The organism is Rhizobium sp. BR 250 (assembly GCF_047445855.1).
Lineage (GTDB): Bacteria > Pseudomonadota > Alphaproteobacteria > Rhizobiales > Rhizobiaceae > Agrobacterium > Agrobacterium tumefaciens_I.
This window is the reverse complement of the sequence record NZ_JARWKW010000001.1, coordinates 520,150-546,083: the sequence shown is the minus strand read 5'-3', so window position 1 is coordinate 546,083 and position 25,934 is coordinate 520,150. Positions and strand designations below refer to the sequence as shown.

The 25,934-nt window shown below is 59.3% G+C and carries 21 protein-coding genes; 14 read left to right on the top strand and 7 right to left on the bottom strand.

The window, feature by feature from the left end; translation table 11 throughout:
* Window positions 1-51: 51 nt before the first annotated feature.
* The 12 genes from QD336_RS02695 (at window position 52) to dnaE (ending at window position 17,456) form a co-directional block, all read left to right on the top strand.
* A complete protein-coding gene (locus QD336_RS02695) occupies window positions 52-666 on the top strand; it encodes an NADH-quinone oxidoreductase subunit J (protein WP_499169196.1) in 615 nt (204 codons plus the stop codon).
* Between the two features lie 28 nt (window positions 667-694).
* Entirely contained in the window at window positions 695-1,003 is a 309-nt protein-coding gene (gene nuoK, locus QD336_RS02690) for an NADH-quinone oxidoreductase subunit NuoK (protein ID WP_003521516.1), read from the top strand.
* 7 nt (window positions 1,004-1,010) lie between these two features.
* Window positions 1,011-3,008, top strand: coding sequence for an NADH-quinone oxidoreductase subunit L (nuoL, locus tag QD336_RS02685; RefSeq protein ID WP_269343750.1), 1,998 nt, complete (start codon window positions 1,011-1,013; stop codon window positions 3,006-3,008).
* Window positions 3,008-4,519, top strand: coding sequence for an NADH-quinone oxidoreductase subunit M (locus tag QD336_RS02680; RefSeq protein WP_269343749.1), 1,512 nt, complete (start codon window positions 3,008-3,010; stop codon window positions 4,517-4,519). Before nuoL ends, QD336_RS02680 begins: the two co-directional genes overlap by 1 nt.
* 18 nt (window positions 4,520-4,537) lie before the next feature.
* A complete protein-coding gene (gene nuoN / locus QD336_RS02675) occupies window positions 4,538-5,980 on the top strand; it encodes an NADH-quinone oxidoreductase subunit NuoN (RefSeq protein ID WP_269343748.1) in 1,443 nt (480 codons plus the stop codon).
* 26 nt (window positions 5,981-6,006) lie between these two features.
* Window positions 6,007-6,747 carry a biotin--[acetyl-CoA-carboxylase] ligase gene (locus tag QD336_RS02670; RefSeq protein ID WP_499169193.1) on the top strand — a complete coding sequence of 247 codons (741 nt, stop codon included), beginning with the start codon at window positions 6,007-6,009 and terminating at the stop codon, window positions 6,745-6,747.
* A 204-nt stretch (window positions 6,748-6,951) separates the two neighbouring features.
* On the top strand, window positions 6,952-8,619 hold the full coding sequence (locus QD336_RS02665) for a ribonuclease J (RefSeq protein WP_269343745.1): 1,668 nt from the start codon (window positions 6,952-6,954) through the stop codon (window positions 8,617-8,619).
* A 312-nt stretch (window positions 8,620-8,931) separates the two neighbouring features.
* Entirely contained in the window at window positions 8,932-9,201 is a 270-nt protein-coding gene (locus tag QD336_RS02660; protein ID WP_269343744.1) for a DUF1467 family protein, read from the top strand.
* 763 nt (window positions 9,202-9,964) lie between these two features.
* Window positions 9,965-11,287, top strand: a complete 1,323-nt coding sequence (gene proS, locus QD336_RS02655; RefSeq protein ID WP_499169191.1) for a proline--tRNA ligase — start codon at window positions 9,965-9,967, stop codon at window positions 11,285-11,287.
* Between the two features lie 125 nt (window positions 11,288-11,412).
* Complete coding sequence (locus QD336_RS02650) at window positions 11,413-12,720, top strand: lipoprotein-releasing ABC transporter permease subunit (RefSeq protein ID WP_499169189.1); 1,308 nt, start codon at window positions 11,413-11,415, stop codon at window positions 12,718-12,720.
* Window positions 12,721-12,735: 15 nt separating this feature from the next.
* A complete protein-coding gene (locus QD336_RS02645) occupies window positions 12,736-13,419 on the top strand; it encodes an ABC transporter ATP-binding protein (protein WP_499169187.1) in 684 nt (227 codons plus the stop codon).
* 536 nt (window positions 13,420-13,955) lie between these two features.
* The gene (gene dnaE, locus QD336_RS02640; RefSeq protein WP_499169185.1) at window positions 13,956-17,456 is read left to right on the top strand and encodes a DNA polymerase III subunit alpha; all 3,501 of its coding nucleotides are present in this window, start codon (window positions 13,956-13,958) and stop codon (window positions 17,454-17,456) included.
* Between the two features lie 11 nt (window positions 17,457-17,467).
* Here the strand turns inward: dnaE and QD336_RS02635 are convergent, their stop codons facing one another.
* The 3 genes from QD336_RS02635 to QD336_RS02625 all read right to left on the bottom strand — a co-directional run bounded on the left by QD336_RS02635 (window position 17,468) and on the right by QD336_RS02625 (window position 20,542).
* Window positions 17,468-18,706, bottom strand: a complete 1,239-nt coding sequence (locus QD336_RS02635) for a L,D-transpeptidase family protein (RefSeq protein ID WP_499169183.1) — start codon at window positions 18,704-18,706, stop codon at window positions 17,468-17,470.
* Window positions 18,707-18,880: 174 nt separating this feature from the next.
* Complete coding sequence (locus QD336_RS02630; protein WP_499169181.1) at window positions 18,881-20,164, bottom strand: DNA polymerase IV; 1,284 nt, start codon at window positions 20,162-20,164, stop codon at window positions 18,881-18,883.
* Window positions 20,165-20,233: 69 nt separating this feature from the next.
* A complete protein-coding gene (locus QD336_RS02625) occupies window positions 20,234-20,542 on the bottom strand; it encodes a DUF3572 domain-containing protein (RefSeq protein WP_499169179.1) in 309 nt (102 codons plus the stop codon).
* Window positions 20,543-20,671: 129 nt separating this feature from the next.
* On the opposite strand from QD336_RS02625, the gene QD336_RS02620 reads away from it, so the two are divergent.
* Complete coding sequence (locus QD336_RS02620) at window positions 20,672-21,043, top strand: response regulator (protein WP_003521498.1); 372 nt, start codon at window positions 20,672-20,674, stop codon at window positions 21,041-21,043.
* Window positions 21,044-21,061: 18 nt separating this feature from the next.
* The gene (locus tag QD336_RS02615) at window positions 21,062-22,432 is read left to right on the top strand and encodes a PleD family two-component system response regulator (protein ID WP_499169178.1); all 1,371 of its coding nucleotides are present in this window, start codon (window positions 21,062-21,064) and stop codon (window positions 22,430-22,432) included.
* An 893-nt stretch (window positions 22,433-23,325) separates the two neighbouring features.
* Here the strand turns inward: QD336_RS02615 and rpmG are convergent.
* The 4 genes from rpmG to QD336_RS02595 all read right to left on the bottom strand — a co-directional run bounded on the left by rpmG (window position 23,326) and on the right by QD336_RS02595 (window position 25,899).
* Complete coding sequence (rpmG, locus tag QD336_RS02610; RefSeq protein WP_003496403.1) at window positions 23,326-23,493, bottom strand: 50S ribosomal protein L33; 168 nt, start codon at window positions 23,491-23,493, stop codon at window positions 23,326-23,328.
* A gap of 89 nt (window positions 23,494-23,582) precedes the next feature.
* Entirely contained in the window at window positions 23,583-24,749 is a 1,167-nt protein-coding gene (locus QD336_RS02605) for an MFS transporter (protein WP_499169267.1), read from the bottom strand.
* Window positions 24,750-24,766: 17 nt separating this feature from the next.
* Window positions 24,767-25,393: an NUDIX hydrolase gene (locus tag QD336_RS02600; protein ID WP_499169266.1), complete on the bottom strand. Its 627-nt coding sequence runs from the start codon at window positions 25,391-25,393 to the stop codon at window positions 24,767-24,769.
* A gap of 62 nt (window positions 25,394-25,455) precedes the next feature.
* Window positions 25,456-25,899 (bottom strand): DUF983 domain-containing protein, encoded by a 444-nt coding sequence (locus tag QD336_RS02595; protein WP_269343726.1) that lies wholly within the window; start codon window positions 25,897-25,899, stop codon window positions 25,456-25,458.
* Window positions 25,900-25,934: the final 35 nt, after the last annotated feature.

Genomic DNA, 25,934 nt, shown 5'->3' with positions numbered 1-25,934 from the left:
GTGAGGGGCCTTCGAGCCATCTTCTCCCGATGAGGACAAGAAGGCACCAAGATGGGTCTGCACGCTGTATTTTTTTATATATTCGCTTTCGTCGCCGTGGCGTCTGCGTTCATGGTCATCGCATCGAAGAACCCTGTTCATTCGGTGCTGTTTCTGATCTTGACCTTCTTCAACGCAGCCGCGCTGTTCCTGCTGACGGGGGCCGAATTCCTCGGCATGATCTTGCTGGTGGTCTATGTCGGCGCCGTTGCGGTGCTCTTCCTCTTCGTCGTCATGATGCTGGATGTGGATTTCGCCGAGCTTCGCTCCGGCGTGCTGCATTATGCCCCGGTCGGCGCGCTGATCGGTATCATCCTCGCGGCTGAACTGATCGTCGTTGTCGGCGGCAGCGTGCTGAACCCGCAGGCGGCGAAATCGATCACCATGCCGATCCCGCCGGTGACGGAACGCACCAACACGGCGGCGCTCGGCGATGTGCTCTATACCAACTACGTCTATTTCTTCCAGCTCGCCGGCCTCGTGCTGCTGGTGGCCATGATCGGCGCCATCGTGCTGACGCTGCGTCATCGCACCGACATCAAGCGGCAGGATATAACCACGCAGGTTGGCCGCGACCCGAAGACCGCCGTTACCACGGTCAAGGTCAAGCCGGGCCAGGGCATCTGAGGCGCGAACGGATCCAAGGAAACAGAATATGGAAATCGGTCTTTCCCACTACCTGACGGTCAGCGCCATCCTCTTTACGATCGGCGTCTTCGGCATCTTCCTCAACCGGAAGAACGTCATCGTCATCCTGATGTCGATCGAACTCATCCTGCTCGCCGTCAACATCAACATGGTGGCCTTCTCGGCCTTCCTGAACGATATCGTCGGCCAGGTCTTCGCACTTTTCATTCTGACCGTCGCAGCCGCCGAAGCGGCCATCGGTCTTGCAATACTCGTTGTCTTCTACCGCAACCGCGGATCGATCGCCGTGGAAGACGTCAATATGATGAAGGGCTGATAAGGCTATGATCTACAAGGCTATCGTCTTTCTTCCACTGATCGGCTTCCTGATCGCCGGCCTGTTCGGCCGCTCTATCGGCGCCAAGGCCTCGGAATATGTCACCACCGGTCTGATGATCGTGGTCGCCATCCTGTCGTGGATCGTGTTCTTCAACATTGCACTCGCCCATGGCGAGCCGGGCGAGGTGATCAAGGTCACCGTGCTGCGCTGGATCCAGTCCGGCGGCATCGATGTCGAGTGGGCGTTCCGCATCGATACGTTGACGGCCGTCATGTTCGTCGTGGTCAACACGGTCTCGACCTTGGTGCACCTCTATTCGATCGGATACATGCACCACGATCCGCATCGTCCGCGCTTCTTCGCCTATCTGTCGCTCTTCACCTTCGCCATGCTGATGCTGGTAACCTCCGACAACCTGCTGCAGATGTTCTTCGGCTGGGAAGGCGTGGGTCTGGCGTCCTATCTGCTGATCGGTTTCTGGTTCAAGAAACCTTCGGCCTCTGCCGCCGCCATGAAGGCCTTCATCGTCAACCGTGTCGGTGACTTCGGCTTCATCCTCGGCATTGGCGGTGTCTTCGTGCTGTTCGGCTCGATCAATTTGGAAACAATCTTCGCCGCCGCCGGCACCTATCTGCCGGCCGAAGGTGCCGCTTCCACCGAAACCGTCATCAACCTGTTCGGCATGCAGCTGGACAAGGCCAATGCGATGACGGGCGTCTGCCTGCTGCTCTTCATGGGTGCCATGGGTAAGTCGGCGCAGTTTCTGCTGCACACCTGGCTGCCGGACGCGATGGAAGGCCCGACCCCGGTTTCGGCCCTCATTCACGCCGCAACCATGGTTACCGCCGGCGTCTTCCTTGTCGCCCGCATGTCGCCGCTGTTCGAACTGTCGCATGATGCCTTGACCGTCGTGACGCTGATCGGCGCGATCACCGCCTTCTTTGCCGCGACCGTCGGTCTCGTGCAGAACGACATCAAGCGCGTGATTGCCTATTCGACCTGCTCGCAGCTCGGTTACATGTTCGTGGCGCTCGGCGTCGGCGCTTATGGTGCCGCCGTATTCCACCTCTTCACGCACGCCTTCTTCAAGGCCCTGCTGTTCTTGTGCGCCGGCTCGGTCATCCATGCCGTCGATGGCGAACAGGACATGCGTTACATGGGTGGCCTGCGCAAGCATATCCCCATCACCTTCTGGACCATGACCGTTGGCACGCTGGCGCTGACCGGCGTTGGTATCCCGGGCACGATGATCGGTTTTGCCGGCTTCTTCTCCAAGGACGTCATCATCGAATCCGCTTACGCGTCCCATTCGGTGCTGTCCGGTTTCGCTTTCACACTGCTGGTTATCGCTGCGCTGTTCACCAGCTTCTATTCCTGGCGTCTGGCCTTCATGACCTTCTTCGGCAAGCCGCGCGCTTCCGCCGACGTTATGCACCATGTGCATGAATCGCCGATGGTCATGCTGATCCCGCTCTTCATCCTCACCGTCGGCGCGATCTTCGCCGGTGTGCTCTTCGAAGGTTATTTCTTCGGTCATGAATATGCCGAATTCTGGAAGGGTGCCCTGTTCACACTTCCGGAAAACGAAATCCTCGAGGAATTCCACCACGTGCCGCTGTGGGTGAAGTGGAGCCCGTTCTTCGCCATGGCGCTTGGTTTCGTGACCGCATGGTACATGTATATCAAGTCGCCGGAGACGCCGAAGCGTCTGGCCGAGACCCATCGCGGCCTCTACCAGTTCCTCTTGAACAAGTGGTATTTCGACGAACTCTACGACTTCCTCTTCGTACGTTCCGCAAAGGCGCTCGGTCGCTTCCTGTGGAAGAAGGGCGACGTCGCCGTCATCGACCACTATGGACCGAACGGCATTGCAGCGCGTGTGGTTGACGTGACCAACCGCATGGTCCGCCTGCAATCCGGTTACCTCTATCATTATGCCTTTGCGATGCTGATCGGCATCGCGGCGCTTGTCACCTGGATGATGCTCGGGAGTGCCTTCTGATGACCGATTGGCCCATTCTTTCAACGGTCACCTTTCTGCCGCTCGTCGGCGTGGTGCTCCTGCTTCTGACAAATGAGAACGGCCCTTACGGTCGCCGCAACATTCTCAATGTCTCGCTGCTGACGACCGTTTTCACCTTCCTGGTGTCGCTGTTCGTCTGGATCGGTTTCGACAATTCGAACCCCGGTTTCCAGATGGTCGAAAAACACGCATGGTTCGGCAATATCGCCGCCTATCATCTGGGCGTCGACGGCATCTCCATGCTCTTCGTCATCCTCACCACCTTCCTCATGCCCTTCTGCGTGCTGGCAAGCTGGGATTCGATCGAAAAGCGCGTCAAGGAATACATGATCGCCTTCCTGCTTCTGGAAGTCGTCATGATCGGCGTCTTCGTGGCGCTGGATACCGTTCTCTTCTACGTCTTCTTCGAAGCGACGCTGATCCCGATGTTCATCATCATCGGCGTCTGGGGCGGCAAGGATCGCGTCTACGCATCCTACAAGTTCTTCCTTTATACGCTGCTCGGTTCGGTTCTCACCATGCTCGCCATCATGGCGATGTACTGGCAGGCCGGCACGACGGACATCACCGAACTCCTGAAATACGGATTCCCGGCCGGCATGCAGACCTGGCTGTGGCTCGCCTGTTTTGCCGCCTTCTCGGTCAAGATGCCGATGTGGCCGGTGCATACCTGGTTGCCGGATGCACACGTTCAGGCACCGACCGCCGGTTCGGTCATTCTGGCCGGTGTGATGCTGAAGCTCGGCGGTTACGGTTTCATCCGTTTCTCGCTCGCCATGTTCCCGCTGGCGTCGGATTATTTCGCACCCTTCGTCTTCACGCTCTCGGTTCTCGCCATCATCTACACCTCGCTGGTGGCGATGATGCAGGATGACATCAAGAAGCTGATCGCCTATTCCTCCGTCGCCCACATGGGTTACGTGACCATGGGCATCTTCGCCGCCAATGTTCAGGGCGTGCAGGGCGCGATCTTCCAGATGCTGTCGCACGGCATTGTCTCCGGCGCGCTCTTCCTCTGCGTTGGCGTGGTCTATGACCGATTGCACACCCGCGAGATTTCCGCCTATGGCGGTCTCGTGAACAACATGCCGAAATATGCCGTGGCCTTCATGATCTTCACCATGGCCAATGTCGGTCTGCCCGGTACCTCCGGCTTCGTCGGTGAGTTCCTGACGCTGATCGGTGTATTCCGTGCCAACACGCTGGTCGCACTGTTTGCGGCAACCGGCGTCATCCTCTCGGCCGCTTACGCGCTGTGGCTTTACCGCCGCGTGATCTTCGGTGCGCTGGAGAAGGAAAGCCTGAAATCGATGCTCGATCTGTCGACCCGCGAAAAGGTCATCCTTTATCCGCTGGTTGCTCTGACGATCTTCTTCGGCGTCTATCCGGCACCGGTGTTCGATGCCACCGCCGCATCGGTCGATCTTCTGGTAAACAACTATACGGCTGCATTGCAGGCGGCGCAAAATGTTGCGCTCACTATGAATTGACGACAGGACCCGTTGGACATGACCGCTGAAATCCTTTTTGCCAGTCTGCACATCGCGACGCCCGAGCTGATCCTTGCGGTCGGCGCGCTGGCGCTGCTCATGATTGGCGTCTTCTCGGGCGACAAGTCGACAACGACGGTCACCGGCCTTGCCGTTGCCCTCCTGCTCGTCGTCGGTCTCTGGATCATCTTCGCCCCCGCATCGGGCGTGGCTTTCGGCGGTGTCTACATCGCCGATGCCTTCGGCAACTTCATGAAGGTTCTGGCGCTGATCGGCTCCATCACCGCCATGATCCTGGCCGTTGGCCAGGGCCGTTTCGAGCCGATCGGCCGTTTCGAATATCCGGTGCTGCTGGTGCTTGCGACGCTGGGCATCCTGCTGATGATCTCGGCCAACAACCTGATCTCGCTCTACATGGCGCTGGAACTGCAGTCGCTGGCGCTTTACGTCGTGTGCGCCATCAACCGCGAAAGCCTGCGCTCCACGGAAGCGGGCCTGAAGTATTTCGTTCTTGGTGCGCTCTCCTCGGGCATGCTGCTTTACGGCATGTCGCTGGTTTACGGCTTCACCGGCAATACCGGCTTTACTGAAATCGCACAGGTTCTGGCGTCGGAAACCCGCTCGCTCGGCCTCGTTTTCGGTCTGGTCTTCGTTCTCGCCGGTCTTGCGTTCAAGATTTCCGCCGTGCCGTTCCACATGTGGACGCCGGACGTTTATGAAGGCGCGCCGACCCCGGTCACTGCCTTCCTGTCTGCCGCACCGAAGATCGGCGCCATGGCGATCCTCGTTCGTATCGTCGTCGAGGCTTTCCAGCCGGTCTTTGCCGACTGGCAGCAGATCGTCGTCTTCATCTCCATCGCTTCCATGCTGCTCGGCTCCTTTGCCGCAATCGGCCAGAAGAACATCAAGCGTCTGATGGCCTATTCCTCCATCGGTCACATGGGTTATGCGCTGGTCGGCCTTGCCGCTGGCACGCAGGCTGGTGTTGCCGGCGTTATTCTCTACATGACCGTTTATATGGTCATGACGCTCGGCACCTTCGCCTGCATTCTCTCCATGCGCCGCAAGGAAATCGGCAATGTCGAGACTGTCGAGGATCTCGCTGGTCTTTCGGCCTCCAATCCCTTCATGGCGGTTGTGCTGACGATCCTGATGTTCTCGCTTGCCGGCATCCCGCCGCTCGCCGGCTTCTTCGGCAAGTATTACGTCTTCCTCGCCGCCATCGAGGCAAAGCTCTATGCGCTCGCCGTCATCGGCGTTATCGGCTCGGTCGTCGGCGCCTATTATTATATCCGCGTCGTCAAGGTCATGTGGTTCGATGAGGCCAAGGACAAGTTCGAACGTCCGGCCGGTGAATTGAAGGTCGTTTATGCGCTTTCAGCCCTGTTCGTCGTTGCCTTCGTCGTCTTCGGCGGCGCGCTTGGCAATGCGGTGACCGCTGCGGCGAAGACCTTCTTTTGAGCAGCACACACAGGCATACGGGCCGGATGTCCATCGATGACTTCCGGCACGAGGCGATGGCGGAGACGCCGTCGACCAATCTGGAATGTTTCGCCCGGGCGCGGGCAGGTGATGGCGGCAACCTGTGGGTTACCGCCATCCGCCAGACCGGCGGTCGTGGCCGTCGTGGCCGTCCATGGGTCTCCGAACCCGGCAATCTTTATGCCTCGCTTCTTCTGATCGATCCCGCGCCGATGGAGCGCATCGGCTCCCTGCCGCTTGCTTTCGCGCTTGCGGTCTATCGCGCCATTCGTGCGGTGCTGCCGACGGGTGGTGAACCGCTCGAAATCAAATGGCCGAACGATGTGCTGATCGGCCGCCGCAAGACCTGCGGCATCCTGATGGAGGCGGAGCTGCTGCCCGACGGACGGCGTGCCATCGTCATCGGCATCGGCATCAACATTGCCCATAAGCCGGACAATCCGCTCTATCCCGTCACCATGCTTTCCGAACATGGCGCGTCCTGCTCGCCGGATGAACTCTTTGCCCATCTCTTCCGCGAAACGGCGGAGGTTCTGCGGGACTGGGACGAGGGCAGGGGCGTTTCCGGCATCATGGCCGGCTGGCGGGCCGCCGCCTGCGGGATTGGCGAACACATCACCGTCAATTTTCCGGACCGTTCGATTGGCGGGCGTTTTGTCGGAATTGATGATAATGGTTATCTGCTGCTGGACGAGGACGAGGGCGCAAGGCGCTCCATCGCCGCCGGCGACGTGTTTTTCGGATGAGGTGAACGGTGCGGCCGAGGAGCCCGCGCCGAACCGGATCCCGGAGGTTGGAGCTTTCCTGCGGCTCATGAAATGCAGGGTGACAAACCGGTTCCGCATCGGCCCGGTCGATCAGATGGTTCAACAGGTCCGATGCTGGATAGAGGTGGCGGGCGCGGCAAATTGCCGGCGCCGGTGCGCTTTCGTGAATGGATAAGAAAAACAATGGCTAAACAGGACGAACTGGTCTTTGTGCCGCTTGGCGGCGTGGGTGAAATCGGCATGAATCTGGCGCTTTACGGTTACGGGCCGGAAAGCAAGCGCCAATGGATCATGGTGGATTGTGGCGTGACCTTCGCCGGCCTGGACCTGCCGGGCGTCGATCTGGTGCTGCCGGATATCAGTTACATCGCTGAGCAGAAAAAGAACCTCAAGGGCATCATCATCACCCACGCCCATGAGGACCATTATGGTGCGCTGAACGATCTCTGGCCCGGCCTCAACGTGCCTGTCTATGCCTCGCCTTTCACCGCCGGCATGCTGGAAGCCAAGCGCGCCTATGAAGGCACCCGTGCCGAAATTCCGGTGACGATCTTCAAGGCCGGCGACCGCATCAATGTCGGTCCGTTCGAAATCGAGGCGGTCGGTGTCAATCACTCCATTCCGGAGCCTATGTCGCTGGTTATCCGCACGCCGCTCGGCAACGTCATCCACACCGGCGACTGGAAGATCGACGAGGCGCCGTCGCTCGGTCCGTTGACGGATGAGGCGCGTTTCCGCGCCATCGGTGAAGAGGGCGTGCTGGCGCTGATGTGCGACAGCACCAATTCGGTGCGCGATGGTGTGTCGCCTTCCGAACACGAGGTTTCCGAAGGCCTGCGCCAGATCATCGAAAGTGCCGAAGGCCGAGTGGCCGTCACCACCTTCTCCTCCAATGTCGGGCGCATCCGCTCGATTGCGCAGGCGGCGGAAGCGGCCGGCCGCGAGGTGCTGCTGCTTGGCTCGTCACTGAAGCGGGTCGTCAACGTTTCGCAGGATCTCGGCATCATGGAAGGCATCAAGCCGTTCCTGGCCGAAGACGAATATGGCTATATTCCGCGGGACCGTGTCGTGCTGATCCTGACCGGTTCGCAGGGCGAGCCGCGTGCAGCCCTCGCCAAGCTTTCGCGTGACGAGATGCGCAATGTCGCGCTGGCGTCCGGCGATACCGTAGTGTTTTCCTCGCGTGCCATTCCCGGCAATGAAAAGGCCATCATCGATATCAAGAACGGCCTGATCGAGCAGGGCGTGCATATCGTCACCGACAATGAGGCGCTGGTTCACGTTTCCGGCCATCCGCGCCGCAATGAACTTCTGAAGATGTATGAATGGACCAAGCCGCAGATCGTCGTGCCCGTGCATGGTGAAGCGGCGCATCTGGTGGCGCAGAAGGAGCTGGCCGAACAGGCCGGTATTTCCCAGGTGCCGAAGGTGCGCAACGGCAATGTTCTGCGTCTGGCGCCCGGTCCCGCGGAAGTCATCGACGACGTGCCGCATGGCCGCGTCTTCAAGGATGGCAATCTCGTTGGTGATATGGACGAGATGGGCATCAGCAACCGCCGCAAGCTCTCCTTCGCCGGCCATGTCGCGGTTAATGTCGTGCTGGACAGCCGTTACGACTTCCACGGCGATCCCGATGTCGTGCCTTTCGGCCTGCCTGAGTTCGATGACGAGGACGAGGCGATGGAAGACACGCTTTATGACGCCGTGCTCGGTGCGGTCGAAAGCATTCCGCGTGCCCGCCGCAAGGATCTGGATCTGCTGCGTGAAGCGGTGCGCCGCGCCGTGCGCGCCGCTGCCAACCAGAGCTGGGGCAAGAAGCCGATCGTGACCGTGTTCGTCACGAAAGTCTGAGCCGGAGAGGCAGGAGCTTTCGGGCGATAGTATCATCCGCACTCCGTCACCCCGGACTAGATCCGGGGTCCAGCGCGATCAAGTCCTTGATCGCGTAAAGACTCGTCTCACGGCGCAGACGCGCCGTGGCTGGATGCCGGATCAAGCCCGGCATGACGGAGGAGCGGTCGCGCGCCTTCGTCAGCGATCTGGGGGCGCCTGGGCAAAGATCGGTTCTGTTCGTCCTCCCAAGGCTTTTTGTGCTTCTTGCGGAGAAATGATTCCGGTTCGCAGATGAATGCGTTACAAGAGCGCATTGTGCAGGAGGATCACATGCCGCTTCTTTCGCTCTTCGCCGTTTATTTCATCGTGTGGTGGACGGTGCTTTTCATCGTGCTGCCTATCGGCCTGCGCACGCAGGCGGAGGAGGGTGAGGTGGCGTTGGGCACGGTGGCGAGCGCGCCGTCGCGATTCCGGGGCGGGCGGATCGTTCTGTGGACGACCCTGATCTCCGCCCTGATCTGTGGGCTCTGGTACGGCGGAACCTGGTGGTTCGACGTGAGCCTTGATGATCTTCCGAGGATCATTCCCGTTTTCGACTGAGGTATCGGTATTCGCCGGCAGCCTTGACTGGGCGCCCTTCGTCACCAAAGCGAGGACGCCGAGAGAATGCACGGCCCTTTGCCTTCGACTTCAATGGATGCAGCCCACCGAGACATCTAAACCGGACGACGGTGGCCGAAGCCGGCAGGGAAAGAGTTGTGACGCGCTAACGGCGCGGCCTGTTCCGCCTGGGAATGCGCAGAACACTGTCATATGGATGTCATCTCTGTCGTGCAAACAGCATAAGCGTGTCTGGCGGCTGATTCACCGCCATAATTTTACCGGAATAACGGGCCGGGGCGCTTTTGTGTGCTGAGATCAAAAAAAAACAAGGCCTTTCAGCCTTGTTTTCCAGGTTTCGCGTGATCTGTAACCGTTGCCGGGGCTGCGAACGAGCGCGCCTAAGATCTGATCCTCCCAAGACTGACCGCGAAAATGACAAGAATTTAAACTTCCTGCCTCTTTTGTAAGCTAAAGCTAGCTCAAACCCCCATGCTTGTCATCTCATTTTTTGCATATTTGTTACAGTCGGCAAAAAATTCTCTGTGGTGCATTATGTCGCACCCGATCAAGAATATTATTCCGGCCAAAGCGTTTTGACGCGAATTAGCTATCGCGAAAATACCTTGAAATGGCCTTTATCACTCTTTTCATGCCGGGTTTTCTTCTTGGCGGGAAACGGCTATATCCGGCGCCAATATCCCTCTATTCGGGGCGATTCCCGCGCCTTTGGTCGCTATCGTCCGTATCAATGGAAGCCGTCATGCGTCTTAGCCGTTATTTCCTGCCCATCCTGAAGGAAAATCCCAAGGAAGCCGAGATTGTTTCTCACCGCCTCATGCTGCGCGCCGGCATGATCCGGCAGCAATCGGCTGGCATCTATTCCTGGCTGCCGCTTGGCAAGCGCGTGCTGGACAAGGTCAACAAGATCATACGCGAGGAGCAGAACCGTGCGGGCGCCATCGAGCTTCTGATGCCGACGCTGCAAACGGCTGAGCTCTGGCAGGAAAGCGGTCGCTACGACGACTACGGCAAGGAAATGCTGCGCATCAAGGACCGCCAGGACCGCCAGATGCTCTACGGCCCCACCAATGAGGAGATGATCACCGACATCTTCCGTTCCTATGTGAAGTCCTACAAGAACCTGCCGCTGAACCTCTATCACATCCAGCTGAAGTTCCGCGACGAGGTGCGTCCTCGTTTCGGCACCATGCGCTCGCGCGAGTTCCTGATGAAGGACGCCTATTCCTTCGACCTCACCAAGGAAGACGCGATCCATTCCTATAACAAGATGTTCGTGGCCTATCTGCGCACCTTCGAGCGTCTTGGCCTGCGCGCCATTCCGATGCGCGCCGATACCGGCCCGATCGGCGGTAACCACAGCCACGAATTCATCATTCTGGCCGATACCGGCGAATCCGAGGTTTTCTGCCACAAGAGCTTCCTTGACCGTGCCATTCCGGCCGAAAGCACCGATTTCGACGATGTCGCGGCGCTGCAGGGCGTGTTCGACGAATGGACGGCCGATTACGCCGCGACGTCAGAAATGCATGACGAAGCCGCCTACGACGCCATTCCCGATGGCGAGCGCCTTTCCGCGCGCGGCATCGAGGTTGGCCACATCTTCTATTTCGGCACCAAATATTCCGAGCCGATGGGCGCGAAAGTGCAGGGCAAGGATGGCAAGGAACACCCTGTCCACATGGGTTCCTATGGCATCGGGCCGACACGCCTTGTTCCCGCCATCATTGAAGCATCGCATGATGAGAACGGAATCATCTGGCCGGCCTCGGTCGCTCCTTTCGATGTCGTGATCATCAACATGAAGGCTGGCGATGCGGCCTGCGATGCGGCTTGTGAAAAGCTGTATTCCTCGCTCTCCAACGCCGGCAAGGATGTTCTCTACGACGATACGGACGACCGTGCGGGCCAGAAATTCGCCACCGCCGATCTGATTGGCGTGCCGCTGCAGATCATTGTCGGCCCGCGTTCGGTTGCGAATGGCGAAGTCGAAGTGAAGGATCGCAAGAGCGGCGAACGGGAAACCGTGACGATCGAAGCGGCGATGAACAAGGTGCTTGGCTAAGCGCCAGGGAAAGATGGGAGCGGCTTCGGGCGAAGTCCGCTCCCCTTTCGCAGCGCGGGTGCCGCAGAAATAGAGGCCGGTTTTCGGAAAAGACCGGCCTTGCAGTGTGAGATCAGGGAGACGACATGGCACAAGCCGAGGCTGAAAAGGGTGCGGCTGTTTCCGCCGGGGCAAAGACCGCCCGGCCGTTTTCCGCTTTTGAACGTATGGTGGCCTGGCGCTATCTGCGCTCGCGGCGCAAGGAAGCCTTCATTTCCGTCATTGCCGGGTTTTCCTTTGTCGGCATCATGCTGGGCGTGGCGACGCTCATCATCGTCATGGCGGTGATGAACGGTTTCCGCACCGAGCTGATCTCCCGCATTCTCGGCATCAACGGTCATATGATCGTGCAGCCGATCGACCAGCCCTTCAACAATTACGATGAACTGGCGAAGAAATTCGCCGCCGTTCCCGGCGTCACCATGGCCCTGCCGCTGGTGGAGGGCCAGACGCTGGCCTCCGGCCGTGGCGGTGCGGGTTCCGGCGCGCTGGTGCGCGGCGTGCGGCAGGAAGATATCGACAAGGTCAAGGAAGTCGCCACCAACATCAAGACCGGCGATCTCGTCGGCTTCATGGCGGGTGATGGCGTTCTCGTCGGCTCGCGGCTCGCCGCCCAGCTGGGCGTGACGGCGGGCGACGATATCACGCTGATTTCGCCGGAAGGCGACGTGACGCCGATGGGCGTCAATCCACGCGTCAAATCCTACAAGATATCGGGCGTCTTCGAGATCGGCATGTCGGAATATGACGCCTCGATGATCTATATGCCGCTGTCCGAGGCGCAGCTCTATTTTAATGCCGACGGCATCGTGCAGTCCATCGAGCTTTATGTCAGTCGTCCTGATGATGTCGACGGCATCCGTCCGCTGGTGGAGCAGGCGGCCGGAAGGCAGATATATATCACCGACTGGAGACAGCGGAACCAGACCTTCTTCTCCGCCCTGCAGGTGGAACGAAACGTGATGTTCATGATCCTCACCCTCATCGTTCTGGTGGCGGCGCTGAACATCATTTCCGGCCTCATCATGCTGGTGAAGGACAAGGGCAGCGACATCGCCATTCTGCGCACCATGGGGGCAAGCTCGGGTGCGGTGATGCGCATCTTCTTCATGACCGGGGCAGCCATCGGCATGGTCGGTACCTTTGCCGGCGTGGCGCTTGGCGTCATCGTCTGCCTCAATGTGGAATCGATCCGCCAGTTCTTCTCGTGGATTTCCGGCACGGTGCTGTTCGATCCGCAGCTTTATTTCCTGAGCCAGCTTCCGGCTGAAATGGATATCAGCGAGACCATTTCCGTTGTCATCATGGCGCTCACGCTCTCTTTCCTGGCAACGATCTTCCCGGCCTGGCGGGCTTCCAAGCTCGATCCGGTGCAGGCCCTGCGTTACGAATAAGGACCGCTTCGCAATATGGCAAAAAAAACAGTGCTGCGGCTTACCGGTGTCGAGAGAACCTATGGTCAGGGCGAGACATCGCTTTCCATTCTGCGCAAGGCCGATTTTGAATTGAAGAGTGGTGAGATGGTGGCGCTGGTCGCCCCTTCGGGCACCGGCAAATCGACGTTGCTACATCTGGCTGGGCTTCTCGAACATCCTGATGCCGGCGAGGTCTTCATCAACGGCGCGCCCTGCAACGGCCTGCCGGATGAAGCGCGTACCGCGATCCGTCGCAGCGATATCGGTTTCGTTTATCAGTTCCATCATCTCCTGCCGGAATTTTCGGCAGTGGAAAATGTGATGATGCCGCAGCTCATCGCCGGTCTCACGCAGGCGGAAGCCCGCAAGCGTGCCAGCGCGCTGCTCGACTATATGCGGGTCGGTCATCGCGGCGAACATCGCCCGGCCGAACTCTCCGGCGGCGAACAGCAGCGCGTCGCCATCGCCCGCGCCGTCGCCAATGCGCCGCTCCTGCTGCTGGCCGACGAGCCGACCGGCAATCTCGATCCGGAAACCGCGCATTATGTTTTCGATGCGCTGGAGGCGCTGGTGCGCCAGTCCGGCCTCGCGGCGCTGATCGCCACCCACAATCACGAACTCGCTGCCCGCATGGACCGACGCGTCACACTTGCCGACGGCAAGATAGTCGATTTCTGACGTCGATTGCACGAGACCGGTCCTCGTGCATCCCGTGCGTCCGCAGCATTTGAGACGATCACTTCCGTCATGGAAGGAACGGTTCTGGAAGGGGTCATGTCGAGCGGGCGAGTCGGCCCGTCAGCACCCTGCAAGGGATGCCTGTTCTCCACATCTGAATTTTTTCCGAACCCGGAGGTGTTTTTGCCTCCGGATTTTTTCGCTTTGGAGTCAGGGGCTTGTTGCACCTCATCGGGGAACCGGAGGCGATTCTGCTGCATTAGCAAGAGGAATATCAGCAGAACCCTGTTGACAATCGAACAAAATGAGAACAAAATTGGAACATAACGAGTAAGGAGAGACCAATGACTGATTTCATCCGTGACGTTGCCGCTTTCGCCTCCATCGCTGTCTTCGTTGCCAGCTTTTCGGTGATCCTCACCGCCCTGTGAAGAAGACACCGGCGCAGAAGCCTGTATGGATACCGCAAAATGGTGGACATTAAGCGCCGGAAATCGGAAAATCGCCCCCTCGATTCAGAATGACAGGAAGACGATATGGGCGATACGGTTGTGCGTGGAGAGACCTCTGGCGAAACGCTGAAGACCCCCGGTTTTGTCCATCTTCGGGTTCATTCCGCATACTCCCTGCTTGAGGGGGCGTTGCCCCTCAAGAAAATCATGACCAAGGCCGTTGGCGACGGCCAGCCGGCCATTGCCATTACCGACACCAACAATCTTTTCGTCGCGCTGGAATTTTCCGAAAAGGCGCGGGATGAAGGTCTGCAGCCCATCATTGGCTGCCAGCTGTCCATCGACATGCAGGATGCGGCGGAGGATCGCCGCAATCACAATAGTCACCTCCAGAAACTTCCCGCCATCGTTCTCCTTGCCGCCAATGCGGAAGGGTATGAGCGGCTGGTGGATCTCGTCAGCCGCGCCTATCTGGACGGTGAGGGCAGCAGCCATTCCGTGCACATTACCCGCGCATGGCTGGAGGAAGCTTCCAATGCCGGCCTCATTGCGCTGACCGGCGCTTCCGGCGGCCCTGTCGATATGGCGCTGAAGGAAGGCCACGCCGCGCAGGCGAAGGAGCGGCTGCTGGCACTTAAGTCACTCTTCGGTGACAGGCTTTATATCGAATTGCAGCGCCAGTCCGGTTACGATCGCTCCCATGAGCGGCGCCTGATTGGCCTTGCTTATGAGCACGACATTCCCCTTGTTGCCACCAACGAGGCGTTTTTCCCGTCCAAGGCCGATTACGAGGCACATGATGCGCTGATGGCGGTGGCGCACAACGCCATCGTGTCCGATGACAGCCGGTTCCGCCTGACACCCGATCACTACCTCAAGAGCCGTGCGGAGATGACGGCGCTGTTTGCCGATCTTCCCGAAGCGCTGGAGAATACCGTCGAGATTGCGCTGCGCTGCTCCTATGTGCTGAAAAAGCGCGGCCCGATCCTGCCGCGTTTCACCGGCGCCAGCGAAGATCCGGAAGCGGCCGAACGTGCCGAAGCCGAGGAGCTTCGACGGCAGGCGGTGGAGGGGCTGGATCAGCGTCTTGCCGCTCTTGGCATGGCGCCCGGTTATACGGAACAGGAATATCGCGAGAGGCTGGATTTCGAACTCGGCGTCATCTCGCGCATGAAGTTTCCCGGTTACTTCCTGATCGTTGCCGACTTCATCAAATGGGCCAAGCAGCATGATATTCCGGTCGGGCCGGGCCGTGGCTCGGGTGCGGGCTCGCTCGTTGCTTATGCGCTGACGATTACCGATGTTGATCCTCTGCGCTTCTCGCTGCTGTTCGAACGCTTCCTTAATCCCGAACGCGTTTCGATGCCCGACTTCGATATCGACTTCTGCCAGGATCGCCGCGAAGAGGTGATTCGCTACGTGCAGGCCAAATATGGCCGCGAGCAGGTGGCGCAGATCATCACCTTCGGTTCGTTGCAGGCGCGTGCGGCTCTGCGCGATGTCGGCCGTGTGCTGGAAATGCCCTATGGCCAGGTGGACAAGATCTGCAAGCTGGTGCCCAACAACCCGGCCAACCCGACGCCGCTGTCGAAGGCGATCGAGGAAGAGCCGCGCCTGCAGGAGGAGGCGGACAAGGAGCCGGTGGTCGCCCGCCTGTTGGATATCGCTCAGAAGATCGAGGGGCTTTACCGCCACGCCTCCACCCACGCTGCCGGTATCGTCATCGGTGACCGCCCGCTCTCCAAACTCGTACCGATGTATCGCGATCCGCGATCCGATATGCCGGTCACCCAGTTCAACATGAAATGGGTGGAAAGCGCCGGCCTCGTCAAATTCGACTTTCTCGGCCTGAAGACACTGACGGTGCTGAAAGTCGCCGTCGATTTTGTTGCCAAGCGGGGCATCAAGGTCGATCTCGCGGCAATCCCGCTCGAAGACGCCAAAACCTACGAGATGTTGTCGCGCGGCGAGACCATCGGCGTGTTCCAGGTGGAAAGTGCGGGCATGCGCAAGGCACTGATCGGCATGCGCCCGGACTGCATCGAGGACATCATCGCGCTGGTGGCGCTTTATCGTCCCGGCCCGATGGAAAACATCCCGGTCTATAATGCCCGCAAACATGGCGAGGAGGAGTTGGAATCGATCCATCCCACCATCGACCATCTGCTGAAGGAAACGCAGGGCGTTATCGTCTATCAGGAACAGGTGATGCAGATCGCCCAGGTCCTCTCGGGTTATTCGCTCGGCGAAGCCGATCTTCTGCGCCGCGCCATGGGTAAGAAGATCAAGGAGGAGATGGACAAGCAGCGCGAACGTTTCGTTGATGGCGCCATCAAGAACGGCGTCTCGAAACCGCAGGCCGACACCATCTTCGACCTCCTGGCGAAATTCGCCAATTACGGCTTCAACAAGAGCCATGCCGCCGCTTACGCCATCGTGTCCTACCAGACCGCCTATATGAAGGCGCATTATCCGGTGGAGTTCCTCGCGGCCTCCATGACACTCGATATGGCCAACACGGAAAAGCTCAACGATTTCCGTCAGGATGCCGGCCGCCTTGGTATCGAGGTCGTCGCACCCTCGGTGCAGACCTCCTTCCGGCAATTCGAGACGGGTGAAAACCGCATCTATTATTCGCTCGCCGCCATCAAGGGCGTGGGTGAGGGGGCGGTGGAGCACATCGTTGAAGTGCGTGGCGACAAGCCGTTCACCAGCCTGGAGGATTTCTGCCTGCGCATCGATCCCAAGCAGATCAACCGGCGTGTGCTGGAAAGCCTGATCAATGCCGGCGCCTTCGATTGTTTCGGCCGTGACCGCGCCGAACTGATCGGCGGGCTGGACCGCATCATCGGTTATGCCCAGATGGCGCAGAACAACCGCACCATTGGTCAGTCGGACATGTTCGGCTCCGGTGGCGGCAATGGCCCGGAAAAGCTTATCCTGCCCGCCTTCCAGTCCTGGCTCGCCTCGGAAAAGCTGCTGCGCGAATATCAGGTGCTCGGTTTTTACCTTACTGCCCATCCGCTCGATACTTACCGTCCGATCTTGGAAAAGTTGCGCGTGCAGAATTTCGCCGATTTTTCCGCCGCGGTGAAACAGGGCGCCACCGCCGGGCGTCTGGCCGGCACCGTCACCGGCAAGCAGGAGCGCAAGACCCGCACCGGCAACAAGATGGGTATCGTCACCTTCTCGGATGCTTCAGGGCAATATGAGGCCGTATTGTTTTCCGAGGGGCTCGGCCAGTTCCGTGATCTGCTGGAAGTCGGCAAATCGCTTGTCATTACCGTACAGGCGGAAGAGCGGCCGGAAGGCATCGGCCTGCGTATCCAGACGGCTCAGTCTCTGGAAGAGAAATCCGTGCAGATGCAGAAGGCGCTTCGTGTTTATGTGCGCGATTCCGGCCCACTGAAGACGGTGGCCCGTCACCTCAACACCAAGGGCGACGGATCGGTCTATTTCATCGTTATCAAAGACGAGGGCAGCCGCGAGATCGAGGTGGAATTGACGGAGAAATACCGCATTTCACCTGAAATCGCCGCCGCGTTGCGGTCTGCACCCGGGGTCGTTGATGTCGAACTGGTGTAGGGCGAAAGCCCTCACACCGGTCCTTCCTTGGTGACGGTGATGAAGTCCGTTCCCATGCCTGTCTCCAGCTGGTGACTGAGATCGGAAACGGTGATCGAGCTGCCGCTTGAAAGCTCCTGCTCGATCCGGTTGCGTATCTCCGCGGGGATTTCGAGACGGCTGAGCACACCGCTCAACTGGTCGAAACCGCCGGGCGCTTCGGTAACGGTGATGCCAAGCCGCTTGCGGGCAGCGGCCGGAAGATGATTTTCGAGCGTCACGCCGTTCCATTCGGCGGTTCCGGCTGCGCGATCCACGGAAACAGCCTCGAAGAAATGGGTTCCGAGCGCCACTTCCGGGTCCTTGATATCGATGGCCGCTTCAAACAGCGGCTTGAAGTCCTGTCGCACCATGATCTGTCCGTTCGGCGGATGATCTTCACCGGCGGAAGCGTAAAGCGCTGCCACAAAGGCGTCGGTCAGAAGCGGCCCGGTGGTTTTCAGCCCTTTCCACCGCTTGAACCCGTTAATGGCACTCACCGTCATCTCACCGGCGTAACCATCGGCAGAACCGGCGTCGAAGCCGAGGCGCGTCAGCACGGTCTGGACGTCCATCACCTTTTCCCGCTCGCCACGCCTTGTAATGAGAATGCGCAGCGGCGAGGGGAGCTTGGTTTTTGCCACCGGTTTGATGGCTTGCGTCTTTTCATTGACGGCAACCTCGACCGTACCCAAAGCCGCATCGAAGGTCGCCGGGCGTAACTCCACATCTGACAGAAGCAGCTTGCCGTCATCGGCATCGTCGCGCGGCGCAAACAGCGTCGGATGCTGCACGAAACGCAGCGAAACCGGGCGATCGGTGATGATGACATGCACGCCGGTCTGCGTGTCTCCGAAGAGTGACTTGGCGAATTTCGAGGGCAGGCGCACGCAGCCATGCGAGGCCGGATAATTCGGCACCTTGCCTTCGTGCAGCGCGATACCGGACCATGTCAGCCGTTGCATGAAAGGCATGGGCGCGGCCGAATAGATATTCGACTCGTGGTATTTGCGCTTTTCCAGAATGGAGAAAATGCCGCTCGGCGTCTCATGCCCCGGCTTGCCGGTGGAGACTTTCGAGGTGGCGATGATCTCGCCATTCTCATAAAGCGAGAGCGACTGGTCGCTTTTGGACACCAGGATCTGCAGCGACCGGCTGTCGGCGGCAAGCGCCGGAAAGGCAAGAATGCTGGCCGACAGCATGCCGGTCAGAAGACTGAGGCGAAGGGACATGACGCAATACACCACATGCACAAAACTTCCCTCACTCAACCATGTGAAGTTTAATGAAGTTTAAGGAAGCCGCGGCCGCGACATCACTAATTTGTGTAAAATCTAAAATACCTCGGGCACGAGGTGATGGTGGATGCGGGTGGACAGGTCTCGCGCATGGCCGCCTTAAGGTCCCTATTTGCGGGTGCCGAAGGTATAGCCGGTCTCGACGCTGCCCTTGCCGAACTTGTCGCGCAGCTTGTCCATCGCCGCTTCCGCCGCCGCCCGCCGCCCGGCTTGCCGGTCGACCAGATCGGGTGGATCGGCGAGGCCGGCGTCGCGCAGGTCGCTGACACCGATGCCGATGAGGCGGAATTTCGTGCCATCGGTTTCTTTTTCCAGCAGCGCAAGGCCGGTGCGGAATATGCGGTCGGCAAGCTGGGTGGGGTCGTCCAGCCTGCGGTTGCGGGTGCGGCTCTTGAAGTCGGCCGTCTTCATCTTCAGCACCACCGTCTGGCCGGCAATACCGCTTTTCTTCAGCCGCCAGGCCACCTTTTCGGAAAGCGACCGCAGGATGGGAACGAGGTCCTCATAGCGGGAAATATCGTTGAAGAAGGTGGTTTCGGACGAGACGCTTTTGACCGGATCATTATTATGCACATGCCGTTCGTCAATGCCGCGCGAGAGCCGGAACAGCCGCTGCCCCATCACGCCGTAACGGCGCATCAACTCGCTCTCTTCCATCTCCTGCAATTGCGCGATCATGCGGATGCCATCCGCCTCCAGCGTCGCGGCAAAGGCCTTGCCGACGCCCCAGATGGTCGTAACCGGCCGCGCCGCGAGAAAGGACAACGCTTCCGCTTCGCCGACAACCGAAAAGCCGCGCGGCTTTTGCAGGTCCGAGGCGACCTTGGCGAGAAACTTGCAATAGGAAAGCCCCGCTGAAACACTCACCCCGACCTCTTTTTCCACGCGCCGGGCGAATTTCGCCAGCACCCGTGCGGGCGGATCGTGATGCAGCTTCTCGGTGCCTGAGAGATCGAGAAACGCCTCGTCGATGGAAAGCGGCTGCACCAGCGGCGTCAATTCCTGCATCATGGCCCGGATTTCGCGGCCGACACGGCTGTATTTTTCCATATCCGGCCTGATGACGACTGCGTCGGGGCAGGCTTCCAGCGCCTTGAACATGGGCATGGCGGACCGCACGCCGTGGATGCGGGCGATATAACAGGCGGTGGAAACAACCCCGCGCTTGCCGCCGCCAACGATGACCGGCTTATCGGCCAGTTCCGGATTGTCGCGCTTTTCGACCGAGGCGTAAAAGGCGTCGCAATCGATATGGGCGATGGTCAGATCATAAAGTTCGGAGTGATAAAGAAGGCGCGGGCTGCCACAGGCACGGCAACGCCTCAACCCTTCTGGCTGGCCGGCCAGACAGTCGCGGCAAAAACCGGGATCATAGCGGTGCGACGTGGACATGAGCTGAAAACAAAACCAGAACGTCGCCGACCATACTCCGGCCGTGGCGATGGCTCAAGGGGCGTCCCGTCAATACACACCCGAATCCAGCCCCGGCCCGGAAAAATGGTGCCAGGCGGCGGCCACCGTTTCGGGGGATGTATCGGTGGCGGCACAGAACGCCATCAGGTCCGGTTCATGGCTCATCAGGAAATCGGTGAGCCCGGCCAGAAAGCCGGGATCGGTGGCGGCCTGGCGCAGCATGTTGGCCTGCAACCCGCTCAATGCCAGAAAACGTGCCAGCATGTCCGGTTCGTTTGCCAGCCAGCCAAGTATGGCGGCCGCCGTTTCTTGCGGATCCTGACCGGCTTTGCCTTTGTTTTTCGTATCGCGCAGCATTTCTTCCCCGAAGTTACCTATTTTGAAACCAAATCCCTCTAGCCTTGCGCAAAATGGACGATGGAATCGGTTCTCTGGCAACTTATATGTCTGGAAGAAGGTTTCAAAGTGAAACGGGGACTGCTCACCATGCCCAAGCAGGTCATGATAGTCGAAGACAACGAGCTGAACATGAAGCTCTTTCGCGACCTGATCGAGGCGTCCGGTTATACGACGATCCAGACGCGCAATGGCATGGAAGCGCTCGATCTCGCCCGCAAGCACCGCCCGGACCTTATTCTGATGGATATCCAGTTGCCGGAAGTTTCGGGACTGGAGGTGACGAAGTGGCTGAAAGAGGATGACGAATTGCACGTCATCCCGGTCATTGCGGTCACGGCATTTGCCATGAAGGGTGACGAGGAGCGTATTCGTCAGGGCGGATGCGAGGCTTATGTGTCGAAGCCGATTTCCGTTCCGAAATTCATCGAAGTCATCAAGACTTATCTGGGCGATGCGTGAGGCGACTGGGGAACGGTTATGACGGCGAGAGTTCTGGTTGTTGACGATATTCCGGCCAATGTGAAGCTTCTCGAAGCGCGGCTTCTGGCGGAATATTTCGATGTCGTCACCGCCGAGGATGGATTCAAGGCGCTGGCCATCTGCGACGAGGAGCAGGTGGATATCATCCTGCTCGATATCATGATGCCGGGTATGGATGGCTTCGAGGTCTGCGAAAGGCTGAAGGCCGACCCGAAAACCGCGCATATTCCGGTGGTGATGGTCACCGCGCTCGATCAGCCCTCGGACCGCGTGCGCGGCCTGAAAGCCGGCGCCGACGATTTCCTGACCAAGCCTGTCAACGACCTCCAGCTGATCGCCCGCGTCAAAAGCCTGGTCCGTCTCAAGGCTGTCAGTGACGAATTGCGGCTGCGTGCCGAAACCGCGCGGCAGATCGGCATCGAAGAGATGCTGCGCAGCGACGGCCTGATGCAGACGCCGGGCCGCGTGCTGGTTGCCGATGGCCGCGCCAGTTCGCAGGAACGTATCGTCCGGGCGCTGAAGCCGGTTGCCGAGGTCGATGCCGTGACGGAACCGCAGGCGGCCTTGCTCAAGGCGGCGGGTAACCCGTTCGAGCTTGTCATCGTCAATTCGAATTTCGAGGATTACGATCCGCTGCGGCTATGTTCACAGCTTCGCTCGCTGGAGCGCACCCGGTTCCTGCCGCTGCTTCTGGTGGCGGAGCAGGGGGCGGATGACATGGTGGCGCGTGCGCTCGATCTTGGCGTGAATGATTATATTCTCCGTCCGATCGATCCGAACGAACTCGTCGCCCGGTCGCTGACGCAGATCAGGCGCAAGCGCTACAACGAGCATCTGCGGCTCAACCTGCAGCACACGATGGAGCTTGCCATCGTTGACGGGCTGACGGGCCTCAACAATCGCCGTTATCTCGACAATCATCTGAAGATACTCTTCGATCGCGCCGCCGTTCGTGGCCGCCCGATCTCCATCTGCATGACCGATATAGACCGCTTCAAGCTGGTCAATGACACCTATGGCCACGATGTGGGTGACGAGGTCCTGCGGGAATTTGCGGCGCGCATCCGCAGTACGGTGCGTGGCGCCGATCTCGCCTGCCGTTATGGCGGCGAGGAATTCGTCGTCGTCATGCCCGATACGCCGATGGAGCTTGCTGCAAGCGTTGCCGAGCGCCTGAGGGCGATCGTTGAGGACCAGCCTTTTTATGTTCGTTCCATCGACCGTGAATTGAGCATCACCGCTTCCCTCGGCATCGCCACCAGCAGCGGCGCCTTCGGTGCGCCGGACGAGATATTAAAGCAGGCCGACAGGGCGCTTTACGAGGCAAAACACGCCGGACGCAACCGCGTCGTGGCGGCGGCGGCCTGAGCCGGCAGCAACGGATAAAATAAAATAGTTCATTTTTCTCCGGTTTTTCCCGGCGAAATAGTCATTCAACAATCGAGAGCAGGGCTTGCGAGACTGCAAGCCGTTGACCTTGGATGTATTTTATCATTTTACAATGAATGGATGAAATTGAACGAGATTAATAGAGTCCAAGTTGAAAAATACATTGAATTCAATCTCTCAGAGAACTATAGTGTGCCAGCTTGGTATATTTAACCATGTTTCCGAGGTGATGTATCTCTGGCTTAAGAATTTGTTGATTTTTATTTTACTTCTGCGCACACTCCCTATTGAGAGTAACAGTTCTTCCGGCGGTTTTTCCGTCTCGTGATGGTGAGATGATGGTGGCTTTGGCCGCCCGTGATTTCGCTGCTCAGGGGCTGGTATTGCGTAGTTTGAATGCCCCATGATGCTCAGGTCCGCCGCATCTCCTGAATCGTGGGGTCGGTCGGCTGACGATGTCCGAATCGGTTCCTCGTGCCGTAATCGCATCGTTGGCCGACCGCCTTCTTCCCGAAATTCGCCTGTTGCAGCGCTGCCCGCCTTAAGAGGGTGAACGGCGCTCTCGTGCTTTTTAGCGGCCTGTTGCGCTTTCCAGAGATCAGGTTCGATGTGCGGTCGCACTGGGTTCCCGCCCGTCGCGTGAGCCTGTTTGGCGTCGCTGGCGCATCTCTCGGGAGGGGCAGAATCAGAATATCGATGTTGGCTGAGTATGATTCCTGGATCTGCCGGTCGGGCAGGGGCCATGGCCTGCGAAAAAAAGCAGGGTTGTTTCAGGCTGGGAGGGGCGCATTTGCGGCCAGCCGGTCCATACATGCACAAACAAAAAACGCGCCCATTGGGCGCGCTATTTGCCGGAATACCGATCAAGCAAATTACTTGATCTTGGTTTCCTTGAATTCAACGTGCTTGCGTACAACCGGGTCGTACTTCGTCTTCGTCATCTTGTCCGTGAACGTACGGCTGTTCTTGGTGGTGACGTAGAAGGTACCGGTGTCGGCTGTCGACAGCAGCTTGATCTTGATTGTTGTAGCTTTCGCCATGGTCGTCCTGCCTTTAAACAAAAAAGAGAAGCCAGGCGCTTCTCACCTCGGCTAAATCTGGCGCGAAACTACGTATCGCGCCCGAAAAGTCAAGCCTGTTTTGCCCGGAAAACAAAACGGACGACATAAAGCACCACGTAAAGCCCGAAAAATACGGCGAGCGACCAGGCAAAGCCGTCGGTTCCGGCAACGTCCATGGAAATGCCGACAGCCTGCGGACCGGCAATCGTGCCGACGGCATAACAGAAGATGAAGGCGGCATTGGCGGCGACCAGATCAGCACCCTTCAGGCGTGAGCCGAGATGGGTGAGGCCGACCGTATACATGCCGGAAACAAGCCCGCCCCAGAACAGCAGCAAGGCCGCCACCAGCATCCAGCTTTCCACCAGGAAAGGCAGCGCCAGCGTGCCGCAGACGCCCGCAAAGGCCATCAGCCCCAGCATGGTTCGCCGGTCCTTCATGTGGTCGGAAAGCAGGCCGATCGGGATCTGGAAGACCATGTTGCCGATGCCCATCACGGTGAGCAGAAGGGCGGCCTGCGATTCGTTGAAGCCCTCACGGGTGGCGTAGATCGGAAAGAGTGAAAGACCGCCCGCCTGCACCGAGCCGAAGACGAAGGCTGCGGCGGACGCCATGGGCACCAGCCAGACATAACGCACGAAATGGTGGTTGGGCCGCTCGTCCAGCTCCGGGCTTTCACTGCGCGCCACGAAGATCGGGATCGCCGCTAGCATGATGATCGCCGCACCCACCAGAAACGGCAGGATGCCCTCACTGCCGACCACGGAAAACAGCAGCGGCCCGACTGCAAAGCCGACAGCGAGGCCGGTGGCATAGATGCCGAGAACCATGCCGCGTTTCTTCGACGGCGCGGTCATGTTGATCCAGTATTCGGAGAGAATGAACAGCGTGGTGGTGGCGCCGTGGAAGACGATTCGGAGCGGAAACCACATCCAGAAGGCCTCGGCGAAATAAAAGCCGAGTGCGCTGACCGCCGAAATGAAGACCGCAAACAGCATGGTTCGCGCCACGCCGAAATCATGGGCGATCTTGGTGGTCACCGGTGCCGCCATCATCGCCGCGACGCCGGCCATGGCCGAGTTCACGCCGATCATGGTGGAGGAGATGCCACGCTTTTCAAGGATGATCGACAGGAGCGGCAGGCCAAGACCGATGGCGACACCAACCGCGCTGATGGCAGAAATCGCGGCGATCAGTGAGGGCCAGTGAATGGCGTCCGCTTCTTCGCATTTCATTTGTGACATGACGGCCTTTATACAAAGTCTCGAATGAACCGGCCGTGGCGCGTGACATAGAGCCGCGCGGGGCTTTCAAAGGGCAATGAGGGATCACCTATCATGAGTTTTGTGACATCTTCGAGAACCGTACGCGTGATTTTGGGCATGTTCAGACCGGAAAGGTCTGTCATGTCAAGCCATTGCACATCGTGCAACTCGTCGGAATCCCGTGTTAGCCGGGTATCGAGCCCCAATTCATCGGTATAACAGCAAAAGAATCGCGTGTCGTAACGTCGAACATTTCCGGGTGGGGTGATGGCGCGTGCCACATAACGAAAACGGGAAAGATCCGGACCGTCGGCGCTGAGTCCCAGATCCATGCCGGTTTCCTCGAAAAGTTCGCGCGCGGCGGCCAGCGCCAGTGCTCTTGCACCGGCGGCACTCAGGCGGCGCGCTGCGGAAGCGGTGAGGCTGTGAAGGACGGCCGGATGCAGATCGCCGGAAAAGGGCAGCGCATGGTCACGTGGATCGCGCTTGCCGCCCGGAAATACGTAAGCACCGGGCATGAAGACGTGGGCGCTGCTGCGTTGGCCCATCAGCACCCTGAGCTGCGGGCCGGAGCGGTCGAACAGGATGATGGAGGCGGCATCGCGCGGCCGCATGGGCGCGCTTGCCGTTTCGGCTTCCCGGGAGCGCTGAGGCTCTTGCAAGGTCCCGCGCACCGTCAGTGAGACGAGCCGTCTATCTGCGCTTTTGGTTGTTTTCGGTCGAAGCCGTGCATCCTTAGCGCCCATTGCAGGCCGATGACGCCGCCCTTGATGGGCTGCAGCGTCAGGAGCGCGGCCAGGATGGTGATCGGCACCCAGATGGCGAAATGCACCCACATGGGCACGGAAAACACCATGTCTGTCATCATGAAGCCGCCAACGGCGATATGGCCGATGATGACGATGGAAATATAGGGCGGCAGGTCGTCCGAACGGTGATGGTGCATTTCCTCGCCGCAGGCCGCACAGGCATCCACCGGCTTCAGGAAGGCCCGGAACAGGCGGCCGCTGCCGCAGGCCGGACAGCGGTTGGCCATACCCCGCATGATCGAGCGGCCAAGCGGCCGTTCCGCACTGCTATCTCCGAAGGTGACCGTTTCCGAGCCCTGATGTGCACTCATCCCTAAGTCCTTCTCCCGCTTTCAACCGCCTGAAG

Bases quoted from the DNA above. Each gene is read 5' to 3' on its own strand.
- QD336_RS02695 (WP_499169196.1), top strand. From the start codon at position 52: ATGGGTCTGCACGCTGTATTTTTTTATATATTCGCTTTCGTCGCCGTG.
- nuoK (WP_003521516.1), top strand. From the start codon at position 695: ATGGAAATCGGTCTTTCCCACTACCTGACGGTCAGCGCCATCCTCTTT.
- nuoL (WP_269343750.1), top strand. From the start codon at position 1,011: ATGATCTACAAGGCTATCGTCTTTCTTCCACTGATCGGCTTCCTGATC.
- QD336_RS02680 (WP_269343749.1), top strand. From the start codon at position 3,008: ATGACCGATTGGCCCATTCTTTCAACGGTCACCTTTCTGCCGCTCGTC.
- nuoN (WP_269343748.1), top strand. From the start codon at position 4,538: ATGACCGCTGAAATCCTTTTTGCCAGTCTGCACATCGCGACGCCCGAG.
- QD336_RS02670 (WP_499169193.1), top strand. From the start codon at position 6,007: ATGTCCATCGATGACTTCCGGCACGAGGCGATGGCGGAGACGCCGTCG.
- QD336_RS02665 (WP_269343745.1), top strand. From the start codon at position 6,952: ATGGCTAAACAGGACGAACTGGTCTTTGTGCCGCTTGGCGGCGTGGGT.
- QD336_RS02660 (WP_269343744.1), top strand. From the start codon at position 8,932: ATGCCGCTTCTTTCGCTCTTCGCCGTTTATTTCATCGTGTGGTGGACG.
- proS (WP_499169191.1), top strand. From the start codon at position 9,965: ATGCGTCTTAGCCGTTATTTCCTGCCCATCCTGAAGGAAAATCCCAAG.
- QD336_RS02650 (WP_499169189.1), top strand. From the start codon at position 11,413: ATGGCACAAGCCGAGGCTGAAAAGGGTGCGGCTGTTTCCGCCGGGGCA.
- QD336_RS02645 (WP_499169187.1), top strand. From the start codon at position 12,736: ATGGCAAAAAAAACAGTGCTGCGGCTTACCGGTGTCGAGAGAACCTAT.
- dnaE (WP_499169185.1), top strand. From the start codon at position 13,956: ATGGGCGATACGGTTGTGCGTGGAGAGACCTCTGGCGAAACGCTGAAG.
- QD336_RS02635 (WP_499169183.1), bottom strand. From the start codon at position 18,706: ATGTCCCTTCGCCTCAGTCTTCTGACCGGCATGCTGTCGGCCAGCATT.
- QD336_RS02630 (WP_499169181.1), bottom strand. From the start codon at position 20,164: ATGTCCACGTCGCACCGCTATGATCCCGGTTTTTGCCGCGACTGTCTG.
- QD336_RS02625 (WP_499169179.1), bottom strand. From the start codon at position 20,542: ATGCTGCGCGATACGAAAAACAAAGGCAAAGCCGGTCAGGATCCGCAA.
- QD336_RS02620 (WP_003521498.1), top strand. From the start codon at position 20,672: ATGCCCAAGCAGGTCATGATAGTCGAAGACAACGAGCTGAACATGAAG.
- QD336_RS02615 (WP_499169178.1), top strand. From the start codon at position 21,062: ATGACGGCGAGAGTTCTGGTTGTTGACGATATTCCGGCCAATGTGAAG.
- rpmG (WP_003496403.1), bottom strand. From the start codon at position 23,493: ATGGCGAAAGCTACAACAATCAAGATCAAGCTGCTGTCGACAGCCGAC.
- QD336_RS02605 (WP_499169267.1), bottom strand. From the start codon at position 24,749: ATGAAATGCGAAGAAGCGGACGCCATTCACTGGCCCTCACTGATCGCC.
- QD336_RS02600 (WP_499169266.1), bottom strand. From the start codon at position 25,393: ATGCGGCCGCGCGATGCCGCCTCCATCATCCTGTTCGACCGCTCCGGC.
- QD336_RS02595 (WP_269343726.1), bottom strand. From the start codon at position 25,899: ATGAGTGCACATCAGGGCTCGGAAACGGTCACCTTCGGAGATAGCAGT.